General features: G+C 58.2%; 28 protein-coding genes. 12 read left to right on the top strand and 16 right to left on the bottom strand.

From position 1 onward, the window contains the following. Positions 1-108: 108 nt before the first annotated feature. Positions 109-1,173: an NAD(P)H-dependent flavin oxidoreductase gene (locus AC07V0_RS01225; RefSeq protein WP_495019309.1), complete on the bottom strand. Its 1,065-nt coding sequence runs from the start codon at positions 1,171-1,173 to the stop codon at positions 109-111. Positions 1,174-1,387: 214 nt separating this feature from the next. Between AC07V0_RS01225 and acuI the strand changes: the two genes are divergently transcribed. Further along, a complete protein-coding gene (gene acuI / locus AC07V0_RS01220) occupies positions 1,388-2,371 on the top strand; it encodes an acrylyl-CoA reductase (NADPH) (RefSeq protein WP_086945549.1) in 984 nt (327 codons plus the stop codon). A 61-nt stretch (positions 2,372-2,432) separates the two neighbouring features. Next, complete coding sequence (locus tag AC07V0_RS01215; RefSeq protein WP_086945548.1) at positions 2,433-2,921, top strand: GyrI-like domain-containing protein; 489 nt, start codon at positions 2,433-2,435, stop codon at positions 2,919-2,921. On the opposite strand, the gene ada is transcribed toward AC07V0_RS01215, so the two are convergent. The 5 genes from ada to AC07V0_RS01190 all read right to left on the bottom strand — a co-directional run bounded on the left by ada (position 2,885) and on the right by AC07V0_RS01190 (position 6,057). Next, complete coding sequence (ada, locus tag AC07V0_RS01210; protein ID WP_495019308.1) at positions 2,885-3,958, bottom strand: bifunctional DNA-binding transcriptional regulator/O6-methylguanine-DNA methyltransferase Ada; 1,074 nt, start codon at positions 3,956-3,958, stop codon at positions 2,885-2,887. The two genes, AC07V0_RS01215 and ada, sit on opposite strands and share 37 nt — an antisense overlap. An 87-nt stretch (positions 3,959-4,045) precedes the next feature. Then, on the bottom strand, positions 4,046-4,726 hold the full coding sequence (gene alkB, locus AC07V0_RS01205; protein ID WP_495019307.1) for a DNA oxidative demethylase AlkB: 681 nt from the start codon (positions 4,724-4,726) through the stop codon (positions 4,046-4,048). Then, entirely contained in the window at positions 4,716-5,426 is a 711-nt protein-coding gene (locus tag AC07V0_RS01200) for a 2OG-Fe(II) oxygenase (protein ID WP_018929065.1), read from the bottom strand. Before AC07V0_RS01200 ends, alkB begins: the two co-directional genes overlap by 11 nt. A 129-nt stretch (positions 5,427-5,555) precedes the next feature. Next, a complete protein-coding gene (locus tag AC07V0_RS01195) occupies positions 5,556-5,726 on the bottom strand; it encodes a hypothetical protein (protein WP_086945763.1) in 171 nt (56 codons plus the stop codon). A gap of 28 nt (positions 5,727-5,754) precedes the next feature. Beyond that, the gene (locus AC07V0_RS01190; protein WP_007900033.1) at positions 5,755-6,057 is read right to left on the bottom strand and encodes a DUF1883 domain-containing protein; all 303 of its coding nucleotides are present in this window, start codon (positions 6,055-6,057) and stop codon (positions 5,755-5,757) included. Between the two features lie 212 nt (positions 6,058-6,269). Between AC07V0_RS01190 and AC07V0_RS01185 the strand changes: the two genes are divergently transcribed. After that, positions 6,270-6,626, top strand: a complete 357-nt coding sequence (locus AC07V0_RS01185) for a hypothetical protein (protein WP_018929068.1) — start codon at positions 6,270-6,272, stop codon at positions 6,624-6,626. Positions 6,627-6,698: 72 nt separating this feature from the next. Beyond that, on the top strand, positions 6,699-6,929 hold the full coding sequence (locus AC07V0_RS01180) for a hypothetical protein (RefSeq protein ID WP_007935641.1): 231 nt from the start codon (positions 6,699-6,701) through the stop codon (positions 6,927-6,929). Between the two features lie 13 nt (positions 6,930-6,942). Here the strand turns inward: AC07V0_RS01180 and AC07V0_RS01175 are convergent, their stop codons facing one another. After that, positions 6,943-7,224 (bottom strand): hypothetical protein, encoded by a 282-nt coding sequence (locus tag AC07V0_RS01175; protein ID WP_018929069.1) that lies wholly within the window; start codon positions 7,222-7,224, stop codon positions 6,943-6,945. Positions 7,225-7,364: 140 nt separating this feature from the next. Next, on the bottom strand, positions 7,365-7,553 hold the full coding sequence (locus tag AC07V0_RS01170) for a hypothetical protein (RefSeq protein WP_258614270.1): 189 nt from the start codon (positions 7,551-7,553) through the stop codon (positions 7,365-7,367). Positions 7,554-7,833: 280 nt separating this feature from the next. On the opposite strand from AC07V0_RS01170, the gene galU reads away from it, so the two are divergent. Both galU and gorA read left to right on the top strand, forming a co-directional pair. Then, positions 7,834-8,673 (top strand): UTP--glucose-1-phosphate uridylyltransferase GalU, encoded by an 840-nt coding sequence (gene galU, locus AC07V0_RS01165; RefSeq protein WP_003182953.1) that lies wholly within the window; start codon positions 7,834-7,836, stop codon positions 8,671-8,673. A 129-nt stretch (positions 8,674-8,802) separates the two neighbouring features. Next, on the top strand, positions 8,803-10,161 hold the full coding sequence (gene gorA / locus AC07V0_RS01160; protein ID WP_086945542.1) for a glutathione-disulfide reductase: 1,359 nt from the start codon (positions 8,803-8,805) through the stop codon (positions 10,159-10,161). Here the strand turns inward: gorA and AC07V0_RS01155 are convergent. Next, on the bottom strand, positions 10,158-11,177 hold the full coding sequence (locus AC07V0_RS01155; protein ID WP_086945543.1) for a DNA-binding protein: 1,020 nt from the start codon (positions 11,175-11,177) through the stop codon (positions 10,158-10,160). The genes gorA and AC07V0_RS01155 overlap by 4 nt on opposite strands. A gap of 178 nt (positions 11,178-11,355) precedes the next feature. On the opposite strand from AC07V0_RS01155, the gene AC07V0_RS01150 reads away from it, so the two are divergent. The 3 genes from AC07V0_RS01150 to ahpF all read left to right on the top strand — a co-directional run bounded on the left by AC07V0_RS01150 (position 11,356) and on the right by ahpF (position 14,704). Continuing rightward, the gene (locus AC07V0_RS01150) at positions 11,356-12,294 is read left to right on the top strand and encodes a site-specific integrase (protein WP_018929072.1); all 939 of its coding nucleotides are present in this window, start codon (positions 11,356-11,358) and stop codon (positions 12,292-12,294) included. A 138-nt stretch (positions 12,295-12,432) separates the two neighbouring features. Continuing rightward, positions 12,433-12,996, top strand: coding sequence for an alkyl hydroperoxide reductase subunit C (gene ahpC, locus AC07V0_RS01145; RefSeq protein ID WP_105345993.1), 564 nt, complete (start codon positions 12,433-12,435; stop codon positions 12,994-12,996). Positions 12,997-13,141: 145 nt separating this feature from the next. Further along, positions 13,142-14,704 carry an alkyl hydroperoxide reductase subunit F gene (gene ahpF, locus AC07V0_RS01140; protein ID WP_064617701.1) on the top strand — a complete coding sequence of 521 codons (1,563 nt, stop codon included), beginning with the start codon at positions 13,142-13,144 and terminating at the stop codon, positions 14,702-14,704. A 107-nt stretch (positions 14,705-14,811) separates the two neighbouring features. Here the strand turns inward: ahpF and gloA are convergent, their stop codons facing one another. Beyond that, complete coding sequence (gloA, locus tag AC07V0_RS01135) at positions 14,812-15,333, bottom strand: lactoylglutathione lyase (RefSeq protein ID WP_007935657.1); 522 nt, start codon at positions 15,331-15,333, stop codon at positions 14,812-14,814. Between the two features lie 134 nt (positions 15,334-15,467). Here gloA and AC07V0_RS01130 point away from each other — a divergent pair, with 134 nt between their 5' ends. Then, positions 15,468-15,992 carry a DUF4946 domain-containing protein gene (locus AC07V0_RS01130; protein ID WP_495019306.1) on the top strand — a complete coding sequence of 175 codons (525 nt, stop codon included), beginning with the start codon at positions 15,468-15,470 and terminating at the stop codon, positions 15,990-15,992. Positions 15,993-16,166: 174 nt separating this feature from the next. Here the strand turns inward: AC07V0_RS01130 and AC07V0_RS01125 are convergent, their stop codons facing one another. From AC07V0_RS01125 to AC07V0_RS01115, 3 genes are all read right to left on the bottom strand, one after another. Next, positions 16,167-16,532, bottom strand: coding sequence for a histone-like nucleoid-structuring protein, MvaT/MvaU family (locus tag AC07V0_RS01125; protein ID WP_007935661.1), 366 nt, complete (start codon positions 16,530-16,532; stop codon positions 16,167-16,169). A gap of 233 nt (positions 16,533-16,765) precedes the next feature. Continuing rightward, a complete protein-coding gene (locus AC07V0_RS01120) occupies positions 16,766-18,301 on the bottom strand; it encodes an EAL domain-containing protein (protein ID WP_495019305.1) in 1,536 nt (511 codons plus the stop codon). Between the two features lie 103 nt (positions 18,302-18,404). Beyond that, complete coding sequence (locus tag AC07V0_RS01115) at positions 18,405-19,277, bottom strand: LysR family transcriptional regulator (RefSeq protein ID WP_495019304.1); 873 nt, start codon at positions 19,275-19,277, stop codon at positions 18,405-18,407. Positions 19,278-19,355: 78 nt separating this feature from the next. On the opposite strand from AC07V0_RS01115, the gene AC07V0_RS01110 reads away from it, so the two are divergent. Beyond that, positions 19,356-20,303, top strand: a complete 948-nt coding sequence (locus tag AC07V0_RS01110; protein WP_018929079.1) for a DMT family transporter — start codon at positions 19,356-19,358, stop codon at positions 20,301-20,303. 246 nt (positions 20,304-20,549) lie between these two features. Further along, positions 20,550-21,626, top strand: coding sequence for a 4-hydroxyphenylpyruvate dioxygenase (hppD, locus tag AC07V0_RS01105; protein WP_007935668.1), 1,077 nt, complete (start codon positions 20,550-20,552; stop codon positions 21,624-21,626). A gap of 67 nt (positions 21,627-21,693) precedes the next feature. Here hppD and rarD read toward each other — a convergent pair whose 3' ends face one another. From rarD to AC07V0_RS01090, 3 genes are all read right to left on the bottom strand, one after another. Next, positions 21,694-22,581, bottom strand: coding sequence for an EamA family transporter RarD (rarD, locus tag AC07V0_RS01100; protein ID WP_026286642.1), 888 nt, complete (start codon positions 22,579-22,581; stop codon positions 21,694-21,696). A gap of 206 nt (positions 22,582-22,787) precedes the next feature. Continuing rightward, entirely contained in the window at positions 22,788-23,801 is a 1,014-nt protein-coding gene (locus AC07V0_RS01095) for an aldo/keto reductase (protein ID WP_018929082.1), read from the bottom strand. A gap of 68 nt (positions 23,802-23,869) precedes the next feature. Continuing rightward, complete coding sequence (locus tag AC07V0_RS01090; protein ID WP_018929083.1) at positions 23,870-24,769, bottom strand: LysR family transcriptional regulator; 900 nt, start codon at positions 24,767-24,769, stop codon at positions 23,870-23,872. Positions 24,770-24,816 lie beyond the last annotated feature (47 nt).

Genomic DNA, 24,816 nt, shown 5'->3' with positions numbered 1-24,816 from the left:
TCAGAATATATAGCGAAATGCCTGTAAACGGAACGAATGGGATGTGCACGTCGGAATTCACGCGCGCCCTCTAGCAGCTGGCGCAGCCAGCTGCTACGGGCCCCCGTCCTAGCGGTGAAGCAATTTGGCCAATCCTTCATCCGCCAAACGCCGGGTAAGCTCTGCCGAAGTCAGTTCAACGCCCAGGGTGAACGCCTGCCCGGCCCAAAGGTTGCTGAAATCCGCTTCCCCTTTAGCCCGCAATGGCATCAGCGCACCGCCCGCCAAGGGGAAGGCCGGTGCCTTGGCGCTCATCGGCCCGAGTTCACGCATCACCCGATTGAGAATCCCGCGCGCCGGGCGCCCGGTGAAAATGTTGGTGACCGCTGTCTCGCTTTCCTTGGCCGTGCGCAACGCCTTGTGGTGGGACGCGCTGACCTTGGCCTCTGGCGTGAACAAATAAGCCGTACCTACCTGAACCGCCGATGCGCCCAGCATGAAAGCCGCTGCGACGCCACGCGCATCGCTAATCCCGCCCGCCGCAATGACTGGCACTTTCACCGCATCAACGACCTGCGGCACCAGCGCGAAAGTACCCACCTGGCTGCTCAAGTCATCACTGAGGAACATGCCCCGGTGGCCGCCAGCCTCGTAACCCATCGCAATGATCGCATCGCAGCCATGCTGCTCCAGCCAGATGGCTTCTTCGACCGTAGTCGCTGAGGAGAGAACTTTCGCTCCGGTGGCTTTTACCCGATCCAGCAGCGACTTTTCCGGCAGGCCGAAGTGAAAACTCACCACTGCGGGGCGAAACTCTTCGATCACTTCGCAGGCCGCGTTATCGAACGGCGCGCGATTGGACACCGGCGTCGGTGCGTCGAAGTCGACGCCCAATTCCCGGTAGTACGGTTCCAGCAGATTCTTCCATTCCCGGGCGCGCTGCTCATCCGGCGGCGGAGGTTGGTGGCAGAAGAAATTGACGTTGAACGGGCGCTGGGTGTGTTGGCGAATCGTCTTCAGTTCTTCGCGCAACTGCTCGATGCTCAGCATCGCGGCAGGCATCGAACCCAGGCCACCAGCGTTGCACGCAGCAATCACCATGGCCGAAGTCGTCGCGCCGGCCAAAGGGCCCTGGATGATCGGCAGCTCGATCCTGAGCAGGTCAAGAATGCGGGTGTCTGGCCATTGGTTCATGTGCAGTGTTCTCCGACGTAGAAACAGGGCAGGGACGGTAGAAGCAAGTTTGTATCAGTAATGCCTGGCGCAAGGCCAGTCGAGTTTTTAATGCGTACAGGATGATCCGCAAGGCGCCAGCCGATGGGGATTGGCTTAAAGTCGGGTACGGTGATGGGGTTCCCTGTGTTATTTCAACAGCACGACAACTGAACGATTCCACCAGGAGGCAGTGATGTTCAAAGGCATTCTGATCGACAAAGATGACAGCGGTTACCGGGCCACGCTGCAAGAGATTGCTGACGATCAATTGCCCGAGGGCGATGTGACGGTGCGTGTGGCGTACAGCACGCTGAACTTCAAGGATGGCCTGGCGATCACCGGCAGCAGCCCGGTGGTGCGCAAGTTCCCGATGGTGCCGGGGATCGATCTGGCGGGCACCGTCGAAGTCAGCAGTCATCCGGACTACAAGGTCGGTGATCAAGTCCTGCTCAATGGCTGGGGCGTCGGCGAAGGACATTGGGGCGGATTGGCGCAGAAAGCTCGCTTGAATGGCGAGTGGCTGATTCCGTTGCCCAAGGCATTCACCGCCGCGCAAGCGATGGCCGTCGGCACGGCCGGCTACACGGCGATGCTGAGCATCCTGGCGCTGGAGCACAACGGCGTGAGTCCCGAACAGGGCGACGTACTGGTGACGGGCGCCAACGGCGGTGTAGGCAGTTTCGCCATCGCGCTGCTGAGCAAGCTCGGCTACCGGGTGGTGGCCTCCACTGGCCGCACCTCCGAACACGACTACCTCAAGCAATTGGGCGCCAGTGAAATCATTGATCGCGCCACGTTATCGGAGCCGGGCAAACCGTTGGCCAAGGAGCGTTGGGCAGCGGTGATCGACTCGGTCGGCAGCCACACACTGGCCAACGCTTGTGCGAGCACCAAGGCTAACGGCACCGTCGCCGCCTGCGGCCTGGCCCAGGGCATGGACTTCCCGGCGTCCGTCGCACCGTTCATATTGCGCGGCGTGACCCTGGCCGGGATCAACAGCGTGACCCAACCCAAAGCCCGGCGGATACTGGCCTGGAATCGCCTGGCCAAGGACCTGGATTTCGCCTTGCTGCCGCTGATCAGCCACGAAATTGGCTTGAGCGAAGCCATCGACGCCGCGCCGCGCTTGCTTGCCGGGCAGTTGCGCGGCCGGGTGGTGGTCGACGTCAATCGTTGATCGTTTCAGCATCAATCAATCAATCAAACAGACAAACTGTAGCGACAAGGAATATCGACCAATGGATGTAAAACTGCGCGAAGTGCAGCCCTTCAGCGTCTCGGGTTTGCAGGTGCGAACCCGCAATGCAGCAGAGCAGCAGCCGGATACCGCACGTATCGGCCCTATGTGGGAACGGTTTTTCGTCGAGGATATTTTCGACAAGATCGCCCACAAGCAACCGGATTCCTTTATGTACGGCGTGTATTCCAACTACGAGTCCGACGCGTCGGGCCACTTCGATGTGACCGCGGGAGTGGCAGTCACCGCGCCCTCCGAGGGCTTTGCGCAAATTCAGGTTGAGGGCGGCGATTACCTGGTGTTCAGCGCCAAAGGGGCGATGCCCGATAGCGTCATTCAGGCCTGGGGCTTTATCTGGGCCTACTTCGAGGACAACCCGCTGGTTCGCCGCAAGTTCGCCACGGACTTCGAGGTCTACACCGGGCCTGAGTCCGTGGCGGTCTATATCGGCATTCAGGACCCGGACGCGTTTTCACGTTCCAGCAACTGACGCTTGCGTTCCACGCCCCAGCGGTAGCCCGACAGGTTGCCGTCGCTGCGCACCACGCGATGGCAAGGGATCGCCACCGCCAAACTATTCGCGCCACAGGCCTGGGCCACGGCGCGCATGGCTTTCGGCGCGCCGATGCGCTTAGCGATATCGGCGTAACTGGCGGTGCTACCGGCGGGAATCTCCCGCAGGGCTTGCCATACCCGCTCTTGAAACGCTGTGCCGCGTACATCCAGCGGCAAATCCAGGCCGAGGGCCGGGGCTTCGATAAAGCCGACGACCTTGGCGATCAACTGCTCGAACTCATGATCGGCGCCAATCAGGTTGGCGCGGCGAAACTTGTCCTGCAGGTCGCAGACCAGTTGATGCGGGTCGTCGCCCAGCAGAATCGCGCAGACTCCGCGCTCACTTTGTGCCACCAGAATCGCTCCCAGAGAGCACTGGCCGACGGCAAAGCGAATGTCGTTGTTCTGTCCAGCCGCGCGATAGTCCCCGGGTGTCATGCCGAGCAATTGATCCGCTGCCTCATAGAAACGGCTGTTGGAATTGAATCCGGCGTCATACAGCGCATCGGTAACCGTGCCGCCATCGGTCAGGCGCTCGCGAACCTTGCGTGAACGATGGGCGGTGGCGTAGCCCTTGGGCGTCAGGCCGGTGATGGCCTTGAACACGCGGTGGAAGTGGAAACTGCTCAAACTGGCTGCATCCGCCAGCTCATTCAACGCCGGCAACGTTTCGGCGGATTCGATTTGACGGCACGCGGCAGCCACGGTCGCGGCATGTTGCGCGGCGACGTCGCTGTGATCTTTCGCGGCCCGTTTGCTGGGGCGATAACCCGCCGCCTGAGCTTGCTCGGCCGTGTCGAAGAATTCGACGTTCTGCGGTTTCGGCAGGCGTGCCAGGCTGCTGGGGCGACAGTAGATACCGGTGGTTTTCACCGCATACACAAACTGCCCGTCGGCACGTGGATCGCGCGCCACCACGGCGGCCCAGCGAGGATCGTTTTCGGTGGCGATTGTTGGCGATTGAGTTGTCATGGCTTCATGTCCGTTGACCCGTTTCATGCAGATTAACCAGCCGGCACCGACGCCACACTCCGGGTCTTGCGGTCGAATTCGACTGCATCATTGCGCAGTACGAAAAGTGAAATTGATCCGCTGTTCGCCCAGCCGCGGATGCTGGCCTTCCTTGATCGGCAATACGCCGTGGTAACGCAAACGGTCCACACCGCCCCAAACCACGATATCACCGTGAAACAGCGGCACTCGCTGGCTTTTGGCGCTGCGTTCGAAGCCGCCGAACAGGAACGTCGCCGGCAACCCCAAAGACACCGACACGATGGGGGCGGTGTAGGCGTTTTCGTTTTTGTCCTGATGCAACGACATCCTGGCCCCGGGAACATAGCGGTTGATCAGGCAGGAATCCGGTACGAACGCCATAAACCCTGCTTCTCGCGCCGCCGCCTGGGCCAGTTCGAAAAACACCTCGGGCATTTCAGGCCAGGGCGCGCCGGTCTGCGGATCGTTGCGGGTGTATCGGTAGCCGTTGCGGTCGGTGGTCCAGCCCCAGGTGCCGCAACTGCTCAAGGCCACCGACATGGTAAAGCCACCGGGCGTGACCATCTGCCGAAACGGCGCCGCTGTCAGAACCGCCTCCAGCGCCGGTAGTAACCGGTCAAGCCAGGGCAGGGCAAAGCCCCTCAGGACGTAGGATTGTTCGCCGATCTGCTCGCGCCTGGGCTGCTGCTCGGGTTCTGCGTCGGCAAACAGATCGAAGGTAATCGGGTTCATGGGCTCATAACGCATCGTGAAAGATGATTCCAAGGGTATGCCGTTTTCCACTGTGCAGGCGACTCACCCCATGACGCAGGGTCACTCGGTAATAGCCGCGAACGCCTTTAACCGGGCGCTGATTCACGGCAAAAATCAACGCGTCACCTTTCTTCAGTCCGATGACTTGCGGGCGCGATTGCATCCGTGGGCGTTGTTCGGTCAGCACAAATTCGCCCCCGGTAAAGTCCTCTCCCGGTTCTGACAGCAGAATCGCCACTTGCAGCGGGAACACGTGTTCGCCGTACAGATCCTGATGCAAGCAGTTGTAGTCCTGCGGGCCGTATTGCAGCAATAAAGGTGTCGGGCGTTCCTGACCGGCGGCATGGCAGCGTTGCAGAAACGCTTCGTGGGATTCGGGGAAACGGGTCGGCAAATCCATGCATTCGTACCAGCGATTGGCGATGGGAACCAGTCGAGGGTAGAGCGCGCTGCGCAATCGGGCCACCGGATCCGGCAGCGGGTATCTGAAGTATTTGTACTCGCCACGGCCAAAACCGTGGCGCGCCATCACCACTTTCGAGCGAAAGGGTTCGGGGCAGTCGTACAGGGCGCTTATTTCATCGCAGGTCTTATGGCTTAAAAGCGATTTGATGATCGCGCAGCCATCCTGGTCCAGTTGCTGCGTAAGTTTGCCCCAGTCGAGGGCATCGTGGTGAATCGGATCGGTAAGCAAGGGTTCTGACTCCTTGACCAAAAGGTCGAGGCGGCCAGTTTAGAGAGCGTTGCGGGAGCGGGCACTCCGGCGCTTGCGGTCGAATTCGCGAGAGGGGAGCAGACGTCCATGTTGTCGCTCCAGATCGCGTTACAGCGCTTTGCTGACGCTGATCTCGCTGATGACGTCTTCGCTCTGGCCATGCAGCTTGTCCAGCGCAGCCTTGGCTTCTTCTGCAGTGCCGTTTTCAAGCTGGGCGAATTCGAAGCGACGTTCGCCGTTGAGTTTGTATTTGATGACGTATTTGGTCGTCTGGGCCACGGTCATACCTGCCTGTTCTGGTGTGGGTTCAGCTCAGCTTCGAGCTGGAGCGGCGGATGATCTTGATCGAGTGCGTCAGGGTCGGTTTGCGGGTCACGCTGATCGGCCGGCGGTTGACCGTGTCGATGGTGATGTTCCAGAAACCGGTGCTCGGCGCGGTGATCCGGGCCGGGAAGGTATCGAATGCGCCACCGTGATACGTGTGACGGCCGCCGTTCTTGAAGCTGCGGAAGTTGGCGTCGTTCATCAAGCGGATGTTGCACATTTGGGAGCACTGAATGACGACGATGTCGTCTTCGTTGAGGTGCTCGCGCTGGTGGATAAATTTCATGAGGCGCCTCCAGAAGGGCTTTTTCTACAAAATCAAAACGATAGCATGGGCGATTGGCGCAGTTTATCAGCCCGAACAGGTTATTATCTGGCTGTCGGGGTCCGCTTTGACAATTAAAAACAGTTATTTGGAATTCTATGAGCGATAAATGCAGGGAGCCTTGGAGAAAAACAGCATTTGTGCTGTCGGAGGGTCTTTATCGGAGGTTTCATATGAAATGGGGTGTTCTGGTCGTGCCGTTTGTATTGGCAGTGGGTGGATGTGCGACGGTCTCGGACATCACTGCGTCGTTGCCTACCATGAACGTGATTTCAGGCAAGAAACCCCATGAGTACGCCCAGTGCCTGGTCGAGAAATTGGCCAGTAGCCGTGGGGCCTTGCAAGTCGAGCCGCAAAAGGATGGCATGCGGGTGATTGTGCCGCAGAAGTTTTCCTCGGGGCCGGCAGCGGTGTTTGACATTGAAGACCGCTCCGGTGGCAGCAGCATCAAACTGCATGAGCGCATCTCCAATGTGCCGTTGCGCCCATGGGATGTACGCAATGCCGCCACCGCGTGCATTTCCGGCTGATAGACTACCCCCGGTCAGCATCGATGCCGTCAAAGTCGCACTTTGACGGCATTGTCATTTCTGGAGTCGAGCATGAAACGAGAGCAGGTGCGGGAGCGCCACGCAGAGGGTCATATCTCTGCCACCCATGTGATTCAGAACCCGGCGAATCCGGGGGAGTGGATCGTATTTTTCAAGAAAAGCGCCGGGCGCAGTTTTTTCCTGGTGGATGACAACGATGAAGTCGAGTCCTTCAGCCGCCTCGACGATTTGATCGAGACGGTACGCGGGCTCGGGATCAAGTTCGCCGAAATCCATATGTAGGGCAATGGGTGCCCTACTTGCAGACCACCACCACACTGCGGTTCTTGTAATTGCCGACGTCGACGCCCAGGGTTTTGTCGCTTTCCTTGGTCGAAGGTGTACCGTCGGTACCGACAATCCGATAGCCGGTACCGGCGCAAGAGGCATCGGCTTTTTCGTAGCAACTGGCCCAGGCGTTGGCTTCCCCGGAGCAGTCGATGGTCAGGCCTTGCTCGCCATTTTTCAGGTAAGTCGTTTCTGACGTGGCGCAGCCACTCAGGGCCAGTACCGCAATCAGTGGCAAGAATCTTTTCATGTCGTGGTCGTCGTCAGTGATGGGGGCTAAACGCTATGACAGCGGCTGCAACGAAAGGTTATAGCGATTGGCCACTTCGTTGCAGGCATTCACAAAAAAGCCCTGCGCAAAGACAGGGCTGCGGTCGCGCCAGGTTCAGCTCAAGGCTTGTCCTTGCCGCGCCGCTTGGGTGCTGTGGGTTGATCCTGCAACACCGATGCCACTTCAATCGCCAACGCTTCTGTAGGGAACGGCCCGGCAATATTCTCGCCGCCGACGCTGTCTATCCACCACTGGCCGTCTTTCGCCTGATTGATCAGGTACCCGTTGACGCTTTTTGCTGCCGACATCTATCTGCCTCGTTGGCTGGTTCAGGTGCGCAATGATAGCGCCAAATGCCCTCAACGGGTGCCGATGGGTGTAGGGTGGGGCAGATTGTCGCTAGACTGATGGCCGCGCAGGTCGTCGATCTCTGCTATCTATAAGACGTTGTGCAGCTTATCTGCGGAACTATCCATCAGAATATTTCTCTATGATGGCGTCGGTTAGCCAGTGCGGGGCATTGTAAGGTGCACGCCGCCTGATTAGACTGCGCCGAAACTCGTACACACAGCCCTTTCAAGGACTTATATGATCAAGAAATGCTTGTTCCCAGCAGCCGGTTACGGTACTCGCTTCCTGCCAGCGACTAAAGCCATGCCCAAAGAAATGCTGCCGGTGGTAAACAAGCCACTGATCCAGTACGGCGTCGAAGAAGCACTGGATGCCGGGTTGACCGAAATCTCCATCGTTACCGGTCGCGGCAAACGCGCCCTGGAAGACCACTTCGACATCAGCTACGAGCTGGAAAACCAGATCAAGGGCACTGACAAGGAAAAATACCTGGTCGGCATCCGTAAACTGCTCGACGAGTGCTCGTTCTCCTACACTCGCCAGACCGAAATGAAAGGCCTGGGCCACGCAATCCTGACCGGCCGTCCACTGATTGGCGACGAACCTTTCGCCGTAGTACTGGCGGACGACTTGTGCGTCAACCTCGAAGGCGACGGCGTACTGACCCAGATGGTCAAGCTGTACAAGCAGTTCCGCTGCTCGATCGTGGCCATCCAGGAAGTCGATCCTCAGGAAACCAACAAGTACGGCGTGATCGCCGGCGAGATGATTCGCGACGACATCTATCGCGTTCACAGCATGGTCGAGAAGCCAAAACCTGAAGATGCACCGTCGAACCTGGCGATCATCGGCCGTTACATCCTGACCCCGGACATCTTCGACCTGATCGAACAGACCGAGCCAGGCAAGGGCGGCGAAATCCAGATCACCGACGCCCTGATGAAGCAAGCGCAAAACGGCTGCGTCATGGCCTACAAGTTCAAAGGCAAGCGTTTCGACTGCGGTGGCGCCGAAGGCTACATCGACGCAACCAACTTCTGCTTCGAGAACTTCTACAAGACTGGCAAGGCTTACTGATAGCGCCTGAGCTGCTTGTATTGAAAAGCCACCTTCGGGTGGCTTTTTCATTTTTCGGCCCCAAATAGTTTGCAACGCTTGCCCAAAGGGCGCTCGCAGGTATGCTGGTGTCCTGCCGAGGAGATAGTAATGGCCTACGATTTTGACCTATATGTGATTGGTGCCGGTTCTGGCGGTGTGCGGGCTGCGCGGTTCGCGGCCGGTTTTGGTGCGAAAGTCGCCGTGGCCGAGAGCCGCTACCTGGGCGGTACATGCGTGAACGTTGGCTGTGTGCCGAAAAAACTGCTGGTCTACGGTGCGCACTTCGCCGAAGACTTCGAGCAATCGCAAGGTTTTGGCTGGACTCCGGGTGAAGCGACGTTCGACTGGGCGACGCTGATCGCCAACAAGGATCGCGAGATCAATCGCCTGAACGGCATTTATCGCAATCTGCTGGTCAACAGCGGTGTGGCCTTGCATGAAGGTCACGCGAAAATCGTCGATCCGCATCAGGTTGAGATCAATGGCGAGCGTTACACCGCCAAAAACATCCTGATTGCCACCGGTGGTTGGCCGCAGATCCCGCAGATTCCGGGGCACGAGCATGCCATCAGCTCCAACCAGGCGTTCTTCCTTAAAGAGCTGCCCAAGCGCGTTCTGGTGGTCGGTGGTGGTTACATTGCGGTGGAGTTCGCCGGGATTTTCCACGGGCTGGGTGCCGAGACAACGCTGCTGTACCGCGGTGATCTGTTTCTGCGTGGCTTCGACGGCGCAGTGCGCAAACATTTGCAGGAAGAGCTGACCAAGCGCGGCATGAACCTGCAATTCAATGCCGACATCGAACGTATCGACAAGCAGGCCGATGGCAGCCTGAAGGCGACGCTCAAGGATGGTCGTGAGCTGGAGGCGGATTGCGTGTTCTACGCCACCGGTCGGCGTCCGATGCTCGACAACCTGGGGCTGGAAAACACCGGGGTCAAACTCGACAAGAAAGGTTTTGTCGAGGTCGATGAACAGTATCAAACCGCTGAACCGTCAATCCTGGCCCTCGGTGATGTGATTGGTCGGGTACAACTCACGCCGGTTGCTCTGGCCGAAGGCATGGCCGTGGCGCGGCGCTTGTTCAAGCCTGAGCAATATCGCCCGGTGGATTACAAGATGATCCCGACCGCCGTGTTCAGCTTGCCGAACATCGGCACTGTCGGGCTGACTGAAGAAGAGGCGCGCGAGGCTGGGCACGATGTGGTGATCTTCGAAAGCCGTTTTCGGCCGATGAAGCTGACCCTGACTGAATGCCAGGAACGCACCTTGATGAAACTGGTGGTGGACGCCAAGACCGACAAGGTCCTGGGCTGCCACATGGTCGGTCCGGACGCTGGCGAGATCGTGCAAGGGTTGGCGATTGCCCTGAAAGCGGGCGCGACCAAGCGCGACTTCGACGAAACCATAGGTGTGCATCCGACGGCCGCCGAAGAGTTCGTCACCATGCGTACGCCAGTCGCGGGTTAATCGTTCTTCTGTGGCGCTGATGCGTCTGGCGCTGTCGCAACGACAGCGGCCAGGCGCACGCTTTCATCCAGGCTTGCCTGCAACTTGATCAGTTCAACTTCCAGCGCTTTGTTGATGTGCGACTGCTCGTCAATGTTCTGCTTGAGAGACTGGCTTTCCAGCAAGGCAATGCGCAAGCGTTCCTGGAGGAGGGTGCGTTCGCTGTCGATGCGGGTGACCTGTTCCAGTAACTGATCCTGTCGGCTGTTGGTGTGCTTGAGTTGCTCCTGCAACAGGCTCAACTCCCGCAGCGTGCCACGGTTTTCGGTCAGCAGACGCTCATTGTCGCGATGCAGTTGGGTGATTTCATCCTGGCGTACCAGTGCGCTTTGCTGGGCCTGACGCAACTCCATCTGAATCTGCTGCACCTGGCCTTCGTGGCGTCGCTGTTCCTGCTCGCGCTGGTCTTTGACGGCGTTGCGGTAGTGCTCCAGTGCTTCGCGGGCGTGCAGGTGTTTTTCTTCCAGTGAGCGGATCTGCTCGTCCTTGTCCTGCAAGCGCAATTCGAAATCGGCCAGTGCCTGGTTCAGCCCGGCGTTGCGGGTTTGCTCGGTTTGCAGCATCGAGCGGGTGTCGTGCAGTTCCGCCGATTCCTGGGTCAGCGCCAGGCTTTGAATTTCGTATTGCTGTTGCAATTCGGTATTGGCCTCGCGGGCCTCGTGCAGCTGGGTTTCCAGCTCTTTTCGTTGTTGCTCGAACTGCGCGCGTGCCTGGTCGATGGGTTCTTGCGCCTGTTCTTTCAGGCGTTGCGCCAGTCGCGCCACCAGCGCTGTCAGCTCATCATCGATCGGTTCGGAAGGTGCTGGCGCGGGTTCGGCGCCGTCATCGAGCTCTTTCAGATAGCGATGGATCGTGGTTTTCGAGCCGGTATTACCCATTTCGATCCGCACTGCGTCGATGCTCGGGTGTTCGCCCCGGGCGAGGATTGCCGAGCGTGCCGCTTGCACCAGTGCCTTGTTTACGCCGCCACGTGCCATGTGTTCTCCTACGATTTGATACTGTGGTACGTACCACTAATATGAGCAATGTACCATGCCGTGAATAAAGTTAAAAACTTGTGATAACTAATGCGGGATATACTGGTATTACCCCGTGTGATGAGCTGTAGACCGGGTTTTCAATCGCCAACGCGGTACGTTTTCGAGCACTGAGCCCATGACCGATCTGGATCGCTACCTGCAAGCCGCTACCCGCGACAACACCCGTCGCAGCTATCGCGCGGCCATCGAGCACTTCGAAGTCAGCTGGGGTGGGTTCCTCCCGGCGACCAGCGATAGCGTTGCGCGGTACCTGGTTGCACATGCGGGCGTGCTGTCGATCAATACCTTGAAGTTGCGCTTGTCCGCGTTGGCGCAGTGGCACAACAGCCAGGGGTTCGCCGATCCGACCAAGGCGCCGGTGGTGCGCAAGGTGTTCAAAGGCATTCGCGCGCTGCACCCGGCCCAGGAAAAACAGGCTGAACCCTTGCAGCTTCAACATCTGGAGCAAGTGATCGCCTGGCTGGAGCAGGAAGCACAATCCGCCAGGGCGCAGGGCGATCGCGCGGGATTGCTGAGAGCCAAGCGCGACACCGCACTGATCCTGCTGGGCTTCTGGCGTGGTTTTCGTAGTGATGAGTTGTGCCGCGTGCAGATCGAGCATGTACAAGCCAGCGCCGGTTCAGGCATTACCCTCTACTTGCCACGCAGCAAGGGCGATCGCGAGAACCTCGGCCAGACCTACCAGACACCCGCCTTGCAGCGCCTGTGCCCGGTACAGGCCTACATCGAATGGATTACCGAAGCCGCGTTGGTCCGTGGCCCCGTGTTTCGTGGCATCGATCGCTGGGGCCATTTGAGCGAGGAGGGCTTGCACGCCAATAGCGTTATCCCGTTGTTGCGCCAGGCACTGGAGCGCGCCGGCATTGCGGCCGAGCACTACACCAGTCACTCCCTGCGTCGTGGCTTCGCCACCTGGGCCCATCAGAGCGGTTGGGATTTGAAGTCGTTGATGAATTACGTGGGCTGGAAGGATGTGAAGTCAGCCATGCGCTATGTTGAAGCCAGCCCATTTCTCGGGATGACCCGAATCGCTGAAAAGCCGTTGGCGCTGTAGATCACGTTTTCTTCTATTAATACGCTCAGCTAATAGCGAAAACAAATCAGCAACATCAGGTTTGCCAATGAGCCAACTGGCGATCGGGTGGGTAGGATTCACCACATCAACTTCTTAACCCCTGACGGAGAGTCACCGATGCCTATCATCAACAGCCAAGTTAAACCGTTCAAAGCTACCGCCTACAAAAACGGCGACTTCGTACACGTGTCGGACGCTGACCTGAAAGGCAAGTGGTCTGTCGTTTTCTTCTACCCAGCTGACTTCACCTTTGTTTGCCCGACCGAACTGGAAGACCTGGCTGACAACTACGCCGAGTTCCAAAAACTGGGCGTCGAGATCTACAGCGTTTCCACCGATACCCACTTTGCCCACGCTGCCTGGCACAACACTTCGCCAGCGATCGGCAAAATCCAGTACACCATGATCGGCGACCCGACTCATGTCATCTCCCGCAACTTCGACGTGCTGATCGAAGAAGCTGGCCTGGCTGACCGTGGCACTTTCGTGATCAACCCTGAAGGCCAGATCAAAATCGTTGAACTCAATGATGGCGGTGTAGGTCGTGACGCTTCCGAGCTGCTGCGCAAAATCAAGGCCGCTCAATACGTCGCCGCTCACCCGGGCGAAGTGTGCCCAGCCAAGTGGAAAGAAGGCGAAGCCACTCTGGCTCCGTCCCTGGACCTGGTCGGCAAGATCTAAGTCTGTGACGCGCTTCATCAGGGCGGAGCTCCGCACCTACTAAGTAAGCTGCACCGCCCCATAAAACGCCCGGGCGAGATTCGCTCGGGCGTTTTTTTATGTCTGATTGCTCTCTATTCAAACAGCATCTAAGGAAATCGCCCGTATGTTGGACGCCAATCTTAAAGCCCAGTTGAAATCGTACCTGGAACGGGTCACTCAGCCGATCGAGATCGTTGCATCCCTCGACGACGGTGCGAAATCCCAGGAAATGCTCGCGTTACTCAAAGACGTTGCCAGTCTTTCCACCCAGATTACTTTGCTCGACAACGGTAACGATGCGCGTAAACCATCGTTCTCGATCAATCGCCCGGGAGCCGATATCAGCCTGCGTTTCGCCGGCATCCCGATGGGCCACGAATTCACATCCCTGGTGCTGGCCTTGCTGCAAGTCGGCGGCCACCCATCGAAAGCCAGTGCCGACGTTATCGAGCAGATCCGCTCGCTCAAAGGCGAGTTCAACTTCGAGACTTACTTCTCGCTGTCCTGCCAGAACTGCCCGGATGTGGTTCAGGCGCTGAACCTGATGGCTGTGCTGAACCCGAACATCCGCCACGTCGCCATCGACGGCGCGCTGTTTCAGGCCGAAGTTGACGAGCGCCAGATAATGGCCGTGCCAAGCGTTTACCTGAACGGCGTGAACTTCGGCCAGGGTCGCATGGGCCTGGAAGAAATCCTCGCCAAGATCGACACCAGCGGCATCGAGCGTCAGGCCGAGAAGATCAGCGCCAAGCAAGCCTTCGACGTACTGGTCGTCGGCGGTGGCCCGGCCGGTGCTTCAGCGGCAATTTACGCCGCTCGTAAAGGCATTCGCACCGGCGTGGCGGCTGAACGTTTTGGTGGCCAGGTGCTCGACACCATGGCCATCGAGAACTTCATCTCCGTGCAGGAAACCGAAGGGCCGAAACTGGCCGTGGCACTGGAAGAACACGTTAAGCAATACGACGTGGACATCATGAACCTGCAACGCGCCGACAAGCTGGTGCCGGGAAAAAACGGTGAATTGCACGAAATCCATTTCGCCAGCGGCGCGTCCTTGAAAGCCAAGACCGTGATCCTCGCCACCGGCGCGCGCTGGCGTGAAATGAACGTTCCGGGTGAGCAGCAATACCGCAACAAGGGTGTGGCGTACTGCCCGCACTGTGACGGTCCGCTGTTCAAAGGCAAGCGTGTGGCGGTGATCGGTGGCGGTAACTCCGGCGTCGAAGCAGCCATCGACCTGGCGGGGATCGTGTCCCACGTAACCCTGCTGGAGTTCGACGTGCAACTGCGCGCCGACGCGGTACTGCAGCGCAAGTTGCACAGCCTGCCGAACGTTACCGTGATCACCAGTGCGCAAACCACTGAAGTGACCGGCGATGGCCAGAAGGTCAACGGCCTGCGCTACAAGGATCGTCAGTCGGACGAGCTGCGCACTGTCGAGCTGGAAGGGATTTTTGTGCAGATCGGTCTGTTGCCTAATACCGATTGGCTTAAAGGCACCATCGAGCTGTCGCCGCGCGGCGAGATCATTGTCGATGCCCGTGGTGAGACGTCGATCCCCGGCGTGTTCGCGGCCGGCGACGTGACCACCGTGCCGTACAAGCAGATCGTGATTGCGGTGGGCGAGGGCGCCAAGGCTTCCCTGAGCGCATTCGATCACTTGATTCGCACCTCGGCGCCGGCATAAACGCCGAAGCTGAAAACACAAAACCCCATGAGCGATCATGGGGTTTTTTGTGTCTTGCACTGATCTTTACTACACAGAGCGTGAGAACGATCAAGGCTGCGATCGTTTTACAACGGTGCCGGCTGAATGATCTCAACCCAGTAGCCATCCGGGTCCTTGATGAACGCCAGGCTCTTCATGCGACCGTCGTTCAGGCGTTTCTGGAAATCGCAGCCCAACGCTTCAAAACGTTCGCACGCGGCACGGATGTCTGGGACCGAGATGCAGATATGGCCGAAGCCGCGCGGGTCGGTGTTGCCGTTGTGATAGGCGAAATCCGCGTCGTTCTCGGTGCCGTGGTTGTGGGTCAGTTCGAGAATGCCGGGGATCGATTTCATCCACTCGGTGCGGGCAGCGGCATCGGCCGGGATCTGGTTTTTATCGACCAGCGCCAGGAAGTACAGGCTGAACTCGGCTTCCGGGAAATCACGCTTTTCCACCAGCGAGAAACCCAGGACGCGGGTGTAGAAATCCAGCGACCGGGTGATGTCCTTGACCCGCAGCATGGTGTGGTTGAAGACGAACTTCTGGGTGGCGGTGTCAGGTTGGGCGGTCACACCAGGAAATGTATTGAGTTCGTGCAGGCTCATGGGCCCTCCGGAAATTCCAAGAATGCTCACAATGATACGCAAGGGCCCTGGCATCGCCAAACCAAAACCGCAGGCTTGCCTGCCGGGCGGGTGAAGCTCAGACTTCGCGGCTCAATCCGTGAGTGTTCATTACAATGATCCGACCCTGTCAATTGATGTTCGTCCTTATGTGTCTGCTTTCAGGTGTTACCCGTGCTGATGCAGAAGCTCCGGTCGTGACCTGGCCCAATGGATGGACTGTCGAGACCGTGCCGCAAGACGAGGCCAAACCTCAGGTTTCCCGCCAGCGCGGGGTAAAAAACGACCAGGACGGGACACCGGTAATGGTGATGGAGTTGACCATGACTCAAGTGGAAAGCGGTCATCAGGTGAATCTGGAAGGTGTGTTACTGGAAATGCGCAAGTCCGTGCAGAAAGACTTTTTTCAGGGCGGCTATCAGAGCGTCTGCAACAAAATTCATCCGACTGCCTTGAGCCGGTTATCGGCGCTGGAAACTACCTGCACCATTACCCAGAACGGTCGACATGTGTTGTCTCAAACATTGGTCGCCGCAGTGGACGGCGATAAAGCCTATGTTCTTTCCTACGCGGGGCAGGCTGAGGTTTATAAGGCAAGTCAGGGCGACATAGAGGCAGCTCGAAACAGCTTGAAACTTTAGTTTAAGGTTTCTGTACCCACGCTTTTGAGCATGGCCCGGATTTTTAGATAGCCAAACGGATTAAGCACAAAGTTAGTCAGTCTATAGCGAGTTGATCGGCGACTATCGTCGCATTTTAGACGGCATCCATGAAAAAGCCCTGCATTGGCAGGGCTTTTTTATTACCGTGAGCGCTTAGGCACGCAGCCAGGAGTCAACGGTGGCTGCACCGTATTGTTCCTTCCAGGCTTTCAGGCCGCGGTGATTGCCGCCCTTGGTTTCAATCAGTTCACCCGTGTGCGGGTTCTGATAAACCTTGACCACGCGAGCGCGGCGGGTTTTAGGGGCGGTTGCCTGCTGCAGGCCGGATTTCGCCGGGTGCGGGTCGAGGATGGCGATGATGTCGCGCAAGCTCTTGCCGTAGGTTTTCATCAGCCCCTGGAGCTTTTCTTCGAATTCGATTTCTTTTTTGAGACCGGCATCGTTCTTCAAAGATTCCAACTGCTTGAGCTGTTCTTGAAGGGCCTTTTCAGCTGCACGGAATTCAGCGAGTCTGGACAATATCTTTACTCCAATAGTGTGTTTGGCTGAAACCAACCGCAAACAAAGCTATAAGCCAAGAGCCTTGAAGCGACTCGGTGATAATGGCACGCCTGCCGATTTTGCACAGGTATGAAAAATTGTAGTAGTTAATTGGCCAAGAGTAAATCCTGACTTTTTCTTCATGTAACAAGAGTAGTCTTTTGATTCAATTTGGCGCGCATCATCATGATTCCGGCGCTTAACGTGGTTAGTTAATGATCACTTAATGCTCTAATGAACTCTGCGCCGGGCATCGGCCGGCCGAACAGATAACCTTGCAGAAAGTTCACGCCATGGGCAGTCAGATAGTCACTTTGCTCCTCGGTTTCCACCCCTTCGGCGACGATGCCCAGATCGAGTTTGGCCGAGAGTTCGATGATGCTGTCCAGAATGTGCCGGGAGAGGGCGTCGACACCGATCATGGCGACAAAGCTCTGGTCGATTTTCAGGAAGTCCACATTGAACTGACGCAAGTAACCGAGGCTTGAATGGCCGGTGCCAAAGTCGTCGATGGCGATCATCACGCCCAGCGCGCGAAGCCGTTCGAACAACTGCAGGGTGATGGCTGTCGGTTCGACCAGTTCGCGCTCGGTCAACTCCAGCACTAAATGGACACTGCCCGGTGCAAAAGCACTGAGGAATTCTCGGCAGTCTTCGACCAGCGCAAGATCCCGGCAATGACTGGCGGTGATGTTGATGCCAATGTGGAATGGCCCCTCGAACGATGCCGACAAGGGCGCCAGCAATGTGGCGGTCTGTTGCATCAGCGAGCGGGTCATCGGCACGATCAGACCGGAATGTTCGGCAAACGGGATAAACAGATCCGGACGCACCAGGCCTTCCCTGGGATGTTTCCAGTGCATCAATACTTCGGTGCCGGACCACAGCTTATTGTCGCCATGCACCACGGGCTGAAAGTAAGGAATGAATTCTGCTGCCTCCAGCGCCCGCTGCATTTCACGGCTGGGCGACATCGAGCGCTTCTGCAGCACATGCCCGATCGAACCTGACACCACGCCGAAGAACATCAACAGACTGAACAGTGGCGGGTACTCACTACGCATGTAACGCCAGGTTTCTCCTTCGGGGAAACCTGCGGCCACCGTAAAGGCATAACGCGAGGACGTCAGCGTACTTTGTGCTACTGGCAAGGCGGGCAGGGCGTCCTCGTGAACTTTGCCGTCGGCAGACATCCAGTTGGGACCGACTTGTAGCAACAGTAATGTCTTGCGGCCGATCAGGCGCAATTCATTGCTCAGGTGATAACCGTTCAGCGTGGTCAATGCCCCTTTATTTCCTTCGCTGAGCCGGTACACCAACAGCGCGGTATTGGGCGTGACCGGGTTGCCGTTCATGAGCCATAACTGGCCTTGGGTGTAGTCGCCGGGATTAACCTTTTCCTGATATTCACCGAACAACGAACTGCAATAGAGGTTGTCGTCCCACACCAGGTTGGTCGAGCGCACGAAGGGCCGGCGCGTAACTTGTTCGCGCAAGGCCAGTTTGACGTCATTGCAGTTTTTGCCAGCCAGCGGCAGGAGCTCCTGCGCCGCTTGGGCGGTGTTGTCGAGCATCAGTTCGAACTGGCGAATGGATTCTTCGCCAGTCAGTTCAGTACTTTGCTTGAGGGTACGTTCAGCCTGCAGATAGAGAATGGCGACTCCCAGCAACACCGGGAGCAATCCGCTCAAAACAGTCACAGTGATTCGGGTGCCACGCTTGCGGCGACTTTTGACGTTCAGTGGCATTCGCAAATCCATCGCGATAAAAGAGGGCTCTCAAAGGTTGGCAGGTCGACATGCCTCCCAAAAGAGTTCAGCCATGATAGTTGGCTATCGGCCCTTATGCCGCTCAACCTTTAATCAATCTTGAGGCCAGTTTAATAAAGGCCAGCGTCGCGGGGGATGACTGACGCTGATCGAGCACCGCCAGACCGACTTGGCGGCTGATGGGGGGCGACAGCGGTTTTTTCACGTAGCGGTTGTCGTTGTCGTCAGGCAGTGAGCTTTCGGCGACGACAGTCAAGGCATCGCCACGGCCTACGACGTCCAATGTGCTGAGCAACTGCGAGCAGCGATAACGAATGTTCGGCGTCAATCGCGCCGTATTGAACAGGCGCGATACCAGCTCCGAAGACCCGGCTTCGGTCAGCACAAAAGGGTCGTGGCACAAATCGTTCAGGCGCAAGCTGCCGCGACCGGCCAGTACATGGTCGACAGGCAGCAGCGCGACCATCTGGTCCTCGATCAAGGCCACGGTGTCGAAACGCTCTTGGGGCAACACCACGAAGCCGATGTCGATACGCCGTTCTTCCAGCCACTGAATCACCTGACGATCCGGCCCTTCATCGATATGAACCTCGATGCCCGGATGCGAGGCGCGGTAGTGCTGCAAGATCCTGGGCAACAGCTTGATCGATGAGGTCGGGCCGAACGAGCCGATACGCAGAGTTCCGGTTTTCATCCCGCGTGAATCGGCCGCCTCCTGGCGCAAAGTGTTGGCCAGCCCGAGCATTGCCCGAGCGCGCAGTAATAGCTGCTGGCCGATATCACTGAGCTCGACCTGGGACTGATGCCGGCGCAGCAGCTCGACACCCAACTCCTGCTCCAGCGACTTGAGTGCGTGGGAGACCGCAGACTGGGAAATCTCCAAACGATGGGCGGCCGCCGTGAAGCCGCGCAGTTCGGCCACCAGCGAGAAAATCTCGAGTTGAGTGAGGGTCATGAGCTTTTACTCATTTTACGATGATCGATCATTAGTCGAATGATACGCCACATGCCCGATTTCTGGTGGTGGAGACTTATGACTACGTGTGAACAGACCCTTGCGAACTCTTCGGATGTGCCGGTTTATCTGAAACTGGCGGCGGTCACCATGATCTGGGGCGGGACGTTCGTCGCCGGGCGGTTTCTGGCCGACAGCCTCAGTCCGTTATTCGCTGCGAGTCTGCGGTTCCTGCTGGCGAGCGTGGCGTTGCTGGTGTTCCTGCTGCTGGCGCGGGTGCCCTTGGTGCGACCCAGCCCCAGGCAATGGTTGCAATTGGCGCTGTTGGGATTCTTCGGGATTTTCTTCTACAACCTGTGCTTCTTTTACGGGCTGCATTACATCAACGCGTCCCGGGCGTCTTTGATCGTGGCGTTGAACCCGGCGGTGATCGGCCTGGCTTCTTGGCTGTTGTTCAAGGAGCGGCTGAGTCGGGCGAAAGTGGCTGGTATTGCGATCTGCATTGCTGGCGCCAGCCTGGTGATCGTCAGCCGCAATCCGCAGTTACTGGACGGCAATGCCGATGCCTGGATCGGCGATCTGTTGATCTTCGGCTGCGTGCTCGGCTGGGGCATTTATTCGCTGTTCTCCAAAGGCCTGAATCAAACACTGGGGCCGGTGCAGACGGTGACGTACTCGATTTGGCTCGGCACGCTGATGCTCTGGGTGACCAGCGCCGTGCGGGGCGAGTTGAGTGTCGCGGCGCTCACCGGGCTCGGCGCGCAACAATGGTTGAGCCTGATGTACCTGGGCGTGCTGGGTTCGGCATTGGCCTACATTGGTTATTACGACGGCATCCGCAAAATCGGTGCGACGCGCTCGGGCGTGTTCATCGCCTTGAACCCTTTGACTGCTGTTCTTCTCGGCGCGTTGTTGCTGGGCGAGCAGCTGACACTGGCGATGTGCCTGGGCGGCGGGCTGATCCTGGCGGGGATTTTCCTGTGCAACAAACCGCTTGCGCAGGCCACGAAAAAGGGGATTGTATAAGAAGGCGGACAAACTGATTTACGCTGTGTAGAATCCGGTTACGCATATAAGAATAATCGTCTTCTGGCAGCAGAAGCCTCGCCCGCAAGAGCCTTGGGTCGACAATGAAGATATTTGGGTTCCAATTGATCTACGGTGACTTCCTCGCCCGCAGCGTGAGGGGCATCTCCTGCGCGCCACCCGCCGGTCTCAGCATTGCTAGCAACTAACGATCCGTTAATTCTAAAAGCATGATGAGGCGCCAAAATGGCAGATTTATACGAAAACCCAATGGGCCTGATGGGCTTTGAGTTCATCGAATTCGCATCGCCGACCCCGAACACCCTGGAGCCGATCTTCGAGATCATGGGCTTCACCAAGGTCGCGACCCACCGCTCCAAAGACGTGCACCTGTATCGCCAGGGCTCGATCAACCTGATCCTCAACAACGAACCCCACAGTGTGGCCTCGTACTTCGCGGCCGAGCACGGCCCGTCGGTGTGCGGCATGGCGTTCCGGGTCAAGGATTCGCAAAAGGCCTACAAGCGTGCCCTGGAACTCGGCGCCCAGCCGATCCACATCGAAACCGGTCCGATGGAATTGCACCTGCCGGCGATCAAAGGCATCGGCGGCGCTCCGCTGTACCTGATCGACCGTTTCGGTGAAGGCAGCTCGATCTACGACATCGACTTCGTGTTCATCGAAGGCGTTGACCGCAACCCGGTCGGCGCCGGTCTGAAGATCATCGACCACCTGACCCACAACGTGTATCGCGGTCGCATGGCCTATTGGGCCAACTTCTACGAGAAGCTGTTCAACTTCCGCGAAATCCGTTACTTCGACATCAAAGGCGAATACACCGGCCTGACATCCAAAGCCATGACCGCGCCGGACGGCATGATCCGCATCCCGCTGAACGAAGAGTCGTCCAAAGGCGCCGGGCAGATCGAAGAGTTCCTGATGCAGTTCAACGGCGAGGGCATCCAGCACGTGGCGTTCCTCACCGATAACCTGATCGATACTTGGGACCGCCTGAAAAAAATCGGCATGCGCTTCATGACGCCGCCGCCGGACACCTACTACGAAATGCTCGAAGGCCGTTTGCCGAACCACGGCGAGCCGGTCGATCAACTGCAAGCACGGGGCATCTTGCTGGACGGTTCGTCCGAACCTGGCGACAAGCGCCTGCTGCTGCAGATTTTCTCGGAAACCCTGATGGGGCCGGTGTTCTTCGAGTTCATCCAGCGTAAAGGCGACGATGGTTTCGGCGAAGGCAACTTCAAGGCTCTGTTCGAATCCATCGAGCGCGATCAGGTTCGTCGCGGTGTGCTTTCCACCGATTAAGCCGTTCCTGATGTGAAAAAGCCCGGTCAGCAGCAATGCTGGCCGGGCTTTTTTTTGAATCATGCAATTACATTGGCCGGCGTCGTTGCCGGACCAGATGCTTGAACCCTTCAAACACCAACGCCGCCACCGCCAGCCAGATCGGAATGTAAGTCAGCCATTCGCCGGCCTTGATGCTTTCCCCCAACAGCAACGCAACGCCCAGCAACAGCACGGGCTCGACGTAACTCAACAACCCGAACAGGCTGAACGGCAGCAGCCGGCTGGCAATGATGTAGACCACCAGCGCCGAAGCGCTGATCACCCCGAGCAGGGGAATCAACAGCGACAGCCAGGGATGTTGATCGAACACGCCAAAACCTTGTTCACCTCCCTGCACGAACCAGAACGCCACCGGCAGCATCAACGCCATGTCCAGCCAGAGCCCGCCAAGGTTGTCCGTGGCCAGGCGTTTGCGCAGGATGAAATAGATCGGATAGCCGATCACCACCAGCAACGTCGCCCAGGAAAAACCGCCGACCTGATACAACTCGTTGAGCACGCCGAGGCTGGCGAAGAACACGGCTATTTTCTGCAGATAGGAAAGGCGCTCGCCATAGACGATTCGCCCGGTCAGGACCATGGACAGCGGTAACAGGAAATACCCCAGCGACACGTCAAGGCTATAGCCGTTGAGTGGCGCCCACATGAACAACCAGAGTTGCAGGCCCAGCAGCACTGCCGAGCCGATCAGGGCGATGAGCAACTTCGGCTTGGCGGCCAGCCGCCGAAGAATCTCGACCACGCGTTTCCATTCGCCGGACACCACCATGAACACGGTCATGCATGGCGCGGTCAGCAACATCCGCCAACCGAAAATCTCCACGCCACTCAAGGGGGAGAGCAGTGAGGTGTAGTAATACATGACGGCAAACAGCATCGAGGCTGTGACCGATAGAGCGATACCTTTAGACAAACTGTCCTCGCGGGTTGAAGGTCAAACGGGGCGCGCAGGATACGTGGTTTTTGTGCTGAATATTGGCCAAGTGATCGATATTTTCAACATCGCGAGGGATGTTGAATCGCTATCGCGGGCAAGCCAGCTCCCAAAAGTAACTTCGTCGAAGCATAGTCAGCAGATCGACACAGAACCTGTGAGAGCGGGCTTGCCCGCGATAAATCTCAAGCCGAACGCGGTTTGCGTCCCGGCACAAAATGGCTCACATCATTGAACCCCGGTGTCGATGCATGCCCCGGTGTCACCAGCGAATCGATAAAGGCTTCATCTTCCGCCGTGATTTTCACCGCTTGCGCCTTGGTGTACCCATCCCACTGTTCTTCGGTGCGCGGGCCGACGATGGCCGAGGTGACGGCGCTGTTGTTCAGCACCCAAGCGATGGCGAACTCGACGATGCCCACGCCACGGTCCCGGGTGTATTGCTGGATCTGCTGGGCAATGCGCAAAGACTCAACCCGCCATTCGGTTTCCAGGATGCGTTTGTCCTGGCGACCGGCGCGGCTGTTGGCGTCCGGTGTCACATCCGGCGCGTACTTGCCGCTGAGCACACCGCGCGCCAGCGGACTGTAAGGCACCACGCCGAGGCCATAGTTTTGCGCGGCGGTGATCTGCTCGGTTTCCGCCTGACGGTTGACGATGTTGTACAGCGGCTGGCTGATCACCGGCCTGTCGACGCCGAGTTTGTCGGCCAAACGAATCACCTCGGCGATGCGCCAGCCACGGTAGTTCGACAGGCCCCAGTAGCGGATCTTGCCTTGACGAATCAGATCGCCGATGGCCGACACCGTGACTTCCAGCGGCGTGTTGTGGTCTTCGCGGTGCAGGTAATAGATGTCCAGATAATCGGTGCCCAACCGCGTCAGGCTGGCGTCGATGCCATTGAACAGGTGCTTGCGGCTCAAACCGCTGCGGTTCGGCACACCGTCCACCGGACCGAAGCCGACCTTGGTGGCGAGCACCCATTCGTGGCGGTGGCTGGCGATCGCTTCGCCGACGATCTCTTCGGAGCGGCCGTTGGTGTACACGTCCGCGGTGTCGATGAAGTTGATGCCCTGGTCCCAGGCCTTGCCGATGATCCGCAGGGAATCTTCGGTGCTGGTCTGTTCGCCGAACATCATGGTGCCCAATGTGAGGGTCGACACCTGTAAACCCGAATGACCCAGCGTGCGATAGCTCATGACGAAATCCTTTTACCGGTCAGAAAGCCCTAATCAAATACCAGAACCGCTGCGCGGAGCAATCTGAATTATCGACGCAGTGCCTCACAACGCTCCTGCAAGAACGTTTGCAACACCTTGACCCGCTCCGAGACCTGCACCCGATGCGGGCAGAGCAAATTGAATGGCACGCTTTCGCCTTGCCAGTCATCGAACAGCGTCACCAGCCGCCCAGCCTGCACATCGGCGGCGACGTCGAGCCAGGCCTTGTAGGCGATGCCATGCCCGGCCAGGGCCCAGCGGCGGGCAACTTCGCCGTCATCGCTCAGATAGTCGCCATGCACATCAACCTCCAGCACCTCATCGCCACGGCTGAAACGCCAATGGTTGTAGGGTCGGCCATTGCGCAGGTAGAGAAGGGCGCTGTGTTCGCCCAGTTCCTCGGGATGCTGCGGCGTGCCACGGCGGGTCAGGTACTCGGGGCTGGCACAGGCCACGCGCCGATGCTGCGGCAGAATCGGTAGCGCCACCAGCGTCGAGTCACTCGGCACACCGAAGCGCAGGGCCACATCGACCGTCTCGCGGAACAGGTCGGCATGTCGATCGTTGAGCAATAGTTGCAATTGAATGTTGGGGTGTTGGCGCTTGAAATCATCTAGCCACGGTAACAGCACATTGCGCCCGAAGTCCGACGGCGCCGCCAATTGCAGTACACCACTCAAGCCTTGGGTCTGTTGCTTCAACGCCTGCTCACCTTCGGCCAGCGCGGCCAGTGCCAGGCGCACGCTATCCAGATAGCGCCGGCCTTCTTCGGTCAGGCGCATGCTTCGCGTGGAACGGGCCAGCAAGCGGATGCCGAGACGGGTTTCCAGGCGTTTGAGGGCGATGCTGGCCGCCGCCGGAGTCAGCTCCAGGGCGCGGGCGGCGGCGGAAATGCTGCCGGAGTCGGCGGTGCGGACGAAGATCTCCAGGTCGAGAATCGAGCTCATTGGTAAAAATCCTTTAAAGATCCTTCTGATTTACCGGGATTTTTCTT

This window comes from Pseudomonas sp. GW821-FHT01E10, from assembly GCF_059422365.1.
Note: the sequence above shows the minus strand (reverse complement) of the source record. Positions and strands in the feature narration are given on the sequence as shown.

Excerpts from the sequence above, each read along its gene's own strand:
- AC07V0_RS01225 (WP_495019309.1), bottom strand. The coding sequence starts at position 1,173 with ATGAACCAATGGCCAGACACCCGCATTCTTGACCTGCTCAGGATCGAG.
- acuI (WP_086945549.1), top strand. The coding sequence starts at position 1,388 with ATGTTCAAAGGCATTCTGATCGACAAAGATGACAGCGGTTACCGGGCC.
- AC07V0_RS01215 (WP_086945548.1), top strand. The coding sequence starts at position 2,433 with ATGGATGTAAAACTGCGCGAAGTGCAGCCCTTCAGCGTCTCGGGTTTG.
- ada (WP_495019308.1), bottom strand. The coding sequence starts at position 3,958 with ATGACAACTCAATCGCCAACAATCGCCACCGAAAACGATCCTCGCTGG.
- alkB (WP_495019307.1), bottom strand. The coding sequence starts at position 4,726 with ATGCGTTATGAGCCCATGAACCCGATTACCTTCGATCTGTTTGCCGAC.
- AC07V0_RS01190 (WP_007900033.1), bottom strand. The coding sequence starts at position 6,057 with ATGAAATTTATCCACCAGCGCGAGCACCTCAACGAAGACGACATCGTC.
- AC07V0_RS01185 (WP_018929068.1), top strand. The coding sequence starts at position 6,270 with ATGAAATGGGGTGTTCTGGTCGTGCCGTTTGTATTGGCAGTGGGTGGA.
- AC07V0_RS01180 (WP_007935641.1), top strand. The coding sequence starts at position 6,699 with ATGAAACGAGAGCAGGTGCGGGAGCGCCACGCAGAGGGTCATATCTCT.
- AC07V0_RS01175 (WP_018929069.1), bottom strand. The coding sequence starts at position 7,224 with ATGAAAAGATTCTTGCCACTGATTGCGGTACTGGCCCTGAGTGGCTGC.
- AC07V0_RS01170 (WP_258614270.1), bottom strand. The coding sequence starts at position 7,553 with ATGTCGGCAGCAAAAAGCGTCAACGGGTACCTGATCAATCAGGCGAAA.
- galU (WP_003182953.1), top strand. The coding sequence starts at position 7,834 with ATGATCAAGAAATGCTTGTTCCCAGCAGCCGGTTACGGTACTCGCTTC.
- gorA (WP_086945542.1), top strand. The coding sequence starts at position 8,803 with ATGGCCTACGATTTTGACCTATATGTGATTGGTGCCGGTTCTGGCGGT.
- AC07V0_RS01155 (WP_086945543.1), bottom strand. The coding sequence starts at position 11,177 with ATGGCACGTGGCGGCGTAAACAAGGCACTGGTGCAAGCGGCACGCTCG.
- AC07V0_RS01150 (WP_018929072.1), top strand. The coding sequence starts at position 11,356 with ATGACCGATCTGGATCGCTACCTGCAAGCCGCTACCCGCGACAACACC.
- ahpC (WP_105345993.1), top strand. The coding sequence starts at position 12,433 with ATGCCTATCATCAACAGCCAAGTTAAACCGTTCAAAGCTACCGCCTAC.
- ahpF (WP_064617701.1), top strand. The coding sequence starts at position 13,142 with ATGTTGGACGCCAATCTTAAAGCCCAGTTGAAATCGTACCTGGAACGG.
- gloA (WP_007935657.1), bottom strand. The coding sequence starts at position 15,333 with ATGAGCCTGCACGAACTCAATACATTTCCTGGTGTGACCGCCCAACCT.
- AC07V0_RS01130 (WP_495019306.1), top strand. The coding sequence starts at position 15,468 with ATGATCCGACCCTGTCAATTGATGTTCGTCCTTATGTGTCTGCTTTCA.
- AC07V0_RS01120 (WP_495019305.1), bottom strand. The coding sequence starts at position 18,301 with ATGCCACTGAACGTCAAAAGTCGCCGCAAGCGTGGCACCCGAATCACT.
- AC07V0_RS01115 (WP_495019304.1), bottom strand. The coding sequence starts at position 19,277 with ATGACCCTCACTCAACTCGAGATTTTCTCGCTGGTGGCCGAACTGCGC.
- AC07V0_RS01110 (WP_018929079.1), top strand. The coding sequence starts at position 19,356 with ATGACTACGTGTGAACAGACCCTTGCGAACTCTTCGGATGTGCCGGTT.
- hppD (WP_007935668.1), top strand. The coding sequence starts at position 20,550 with ATGGCAGATTTATACGAAAACCCAATGGGCCTGATGGGCTTTGAGTTC.
- AC07V0_RS01095 (WP_018929082.1), bottom strand. The coding sequence starts at position 23,801 with ATGAGCTATCGCACGCTGGGTCATTCGGGTTTACAGGTGTCGACCCTC.
- AC07V0_RS01090 (WP_018929083.1), bottom strand. The coding sequence starts at position 24,769 with ATGAGCTCGATTCTCGACCTGGAGATCTTCGTCCGCACCGCCGACTCC.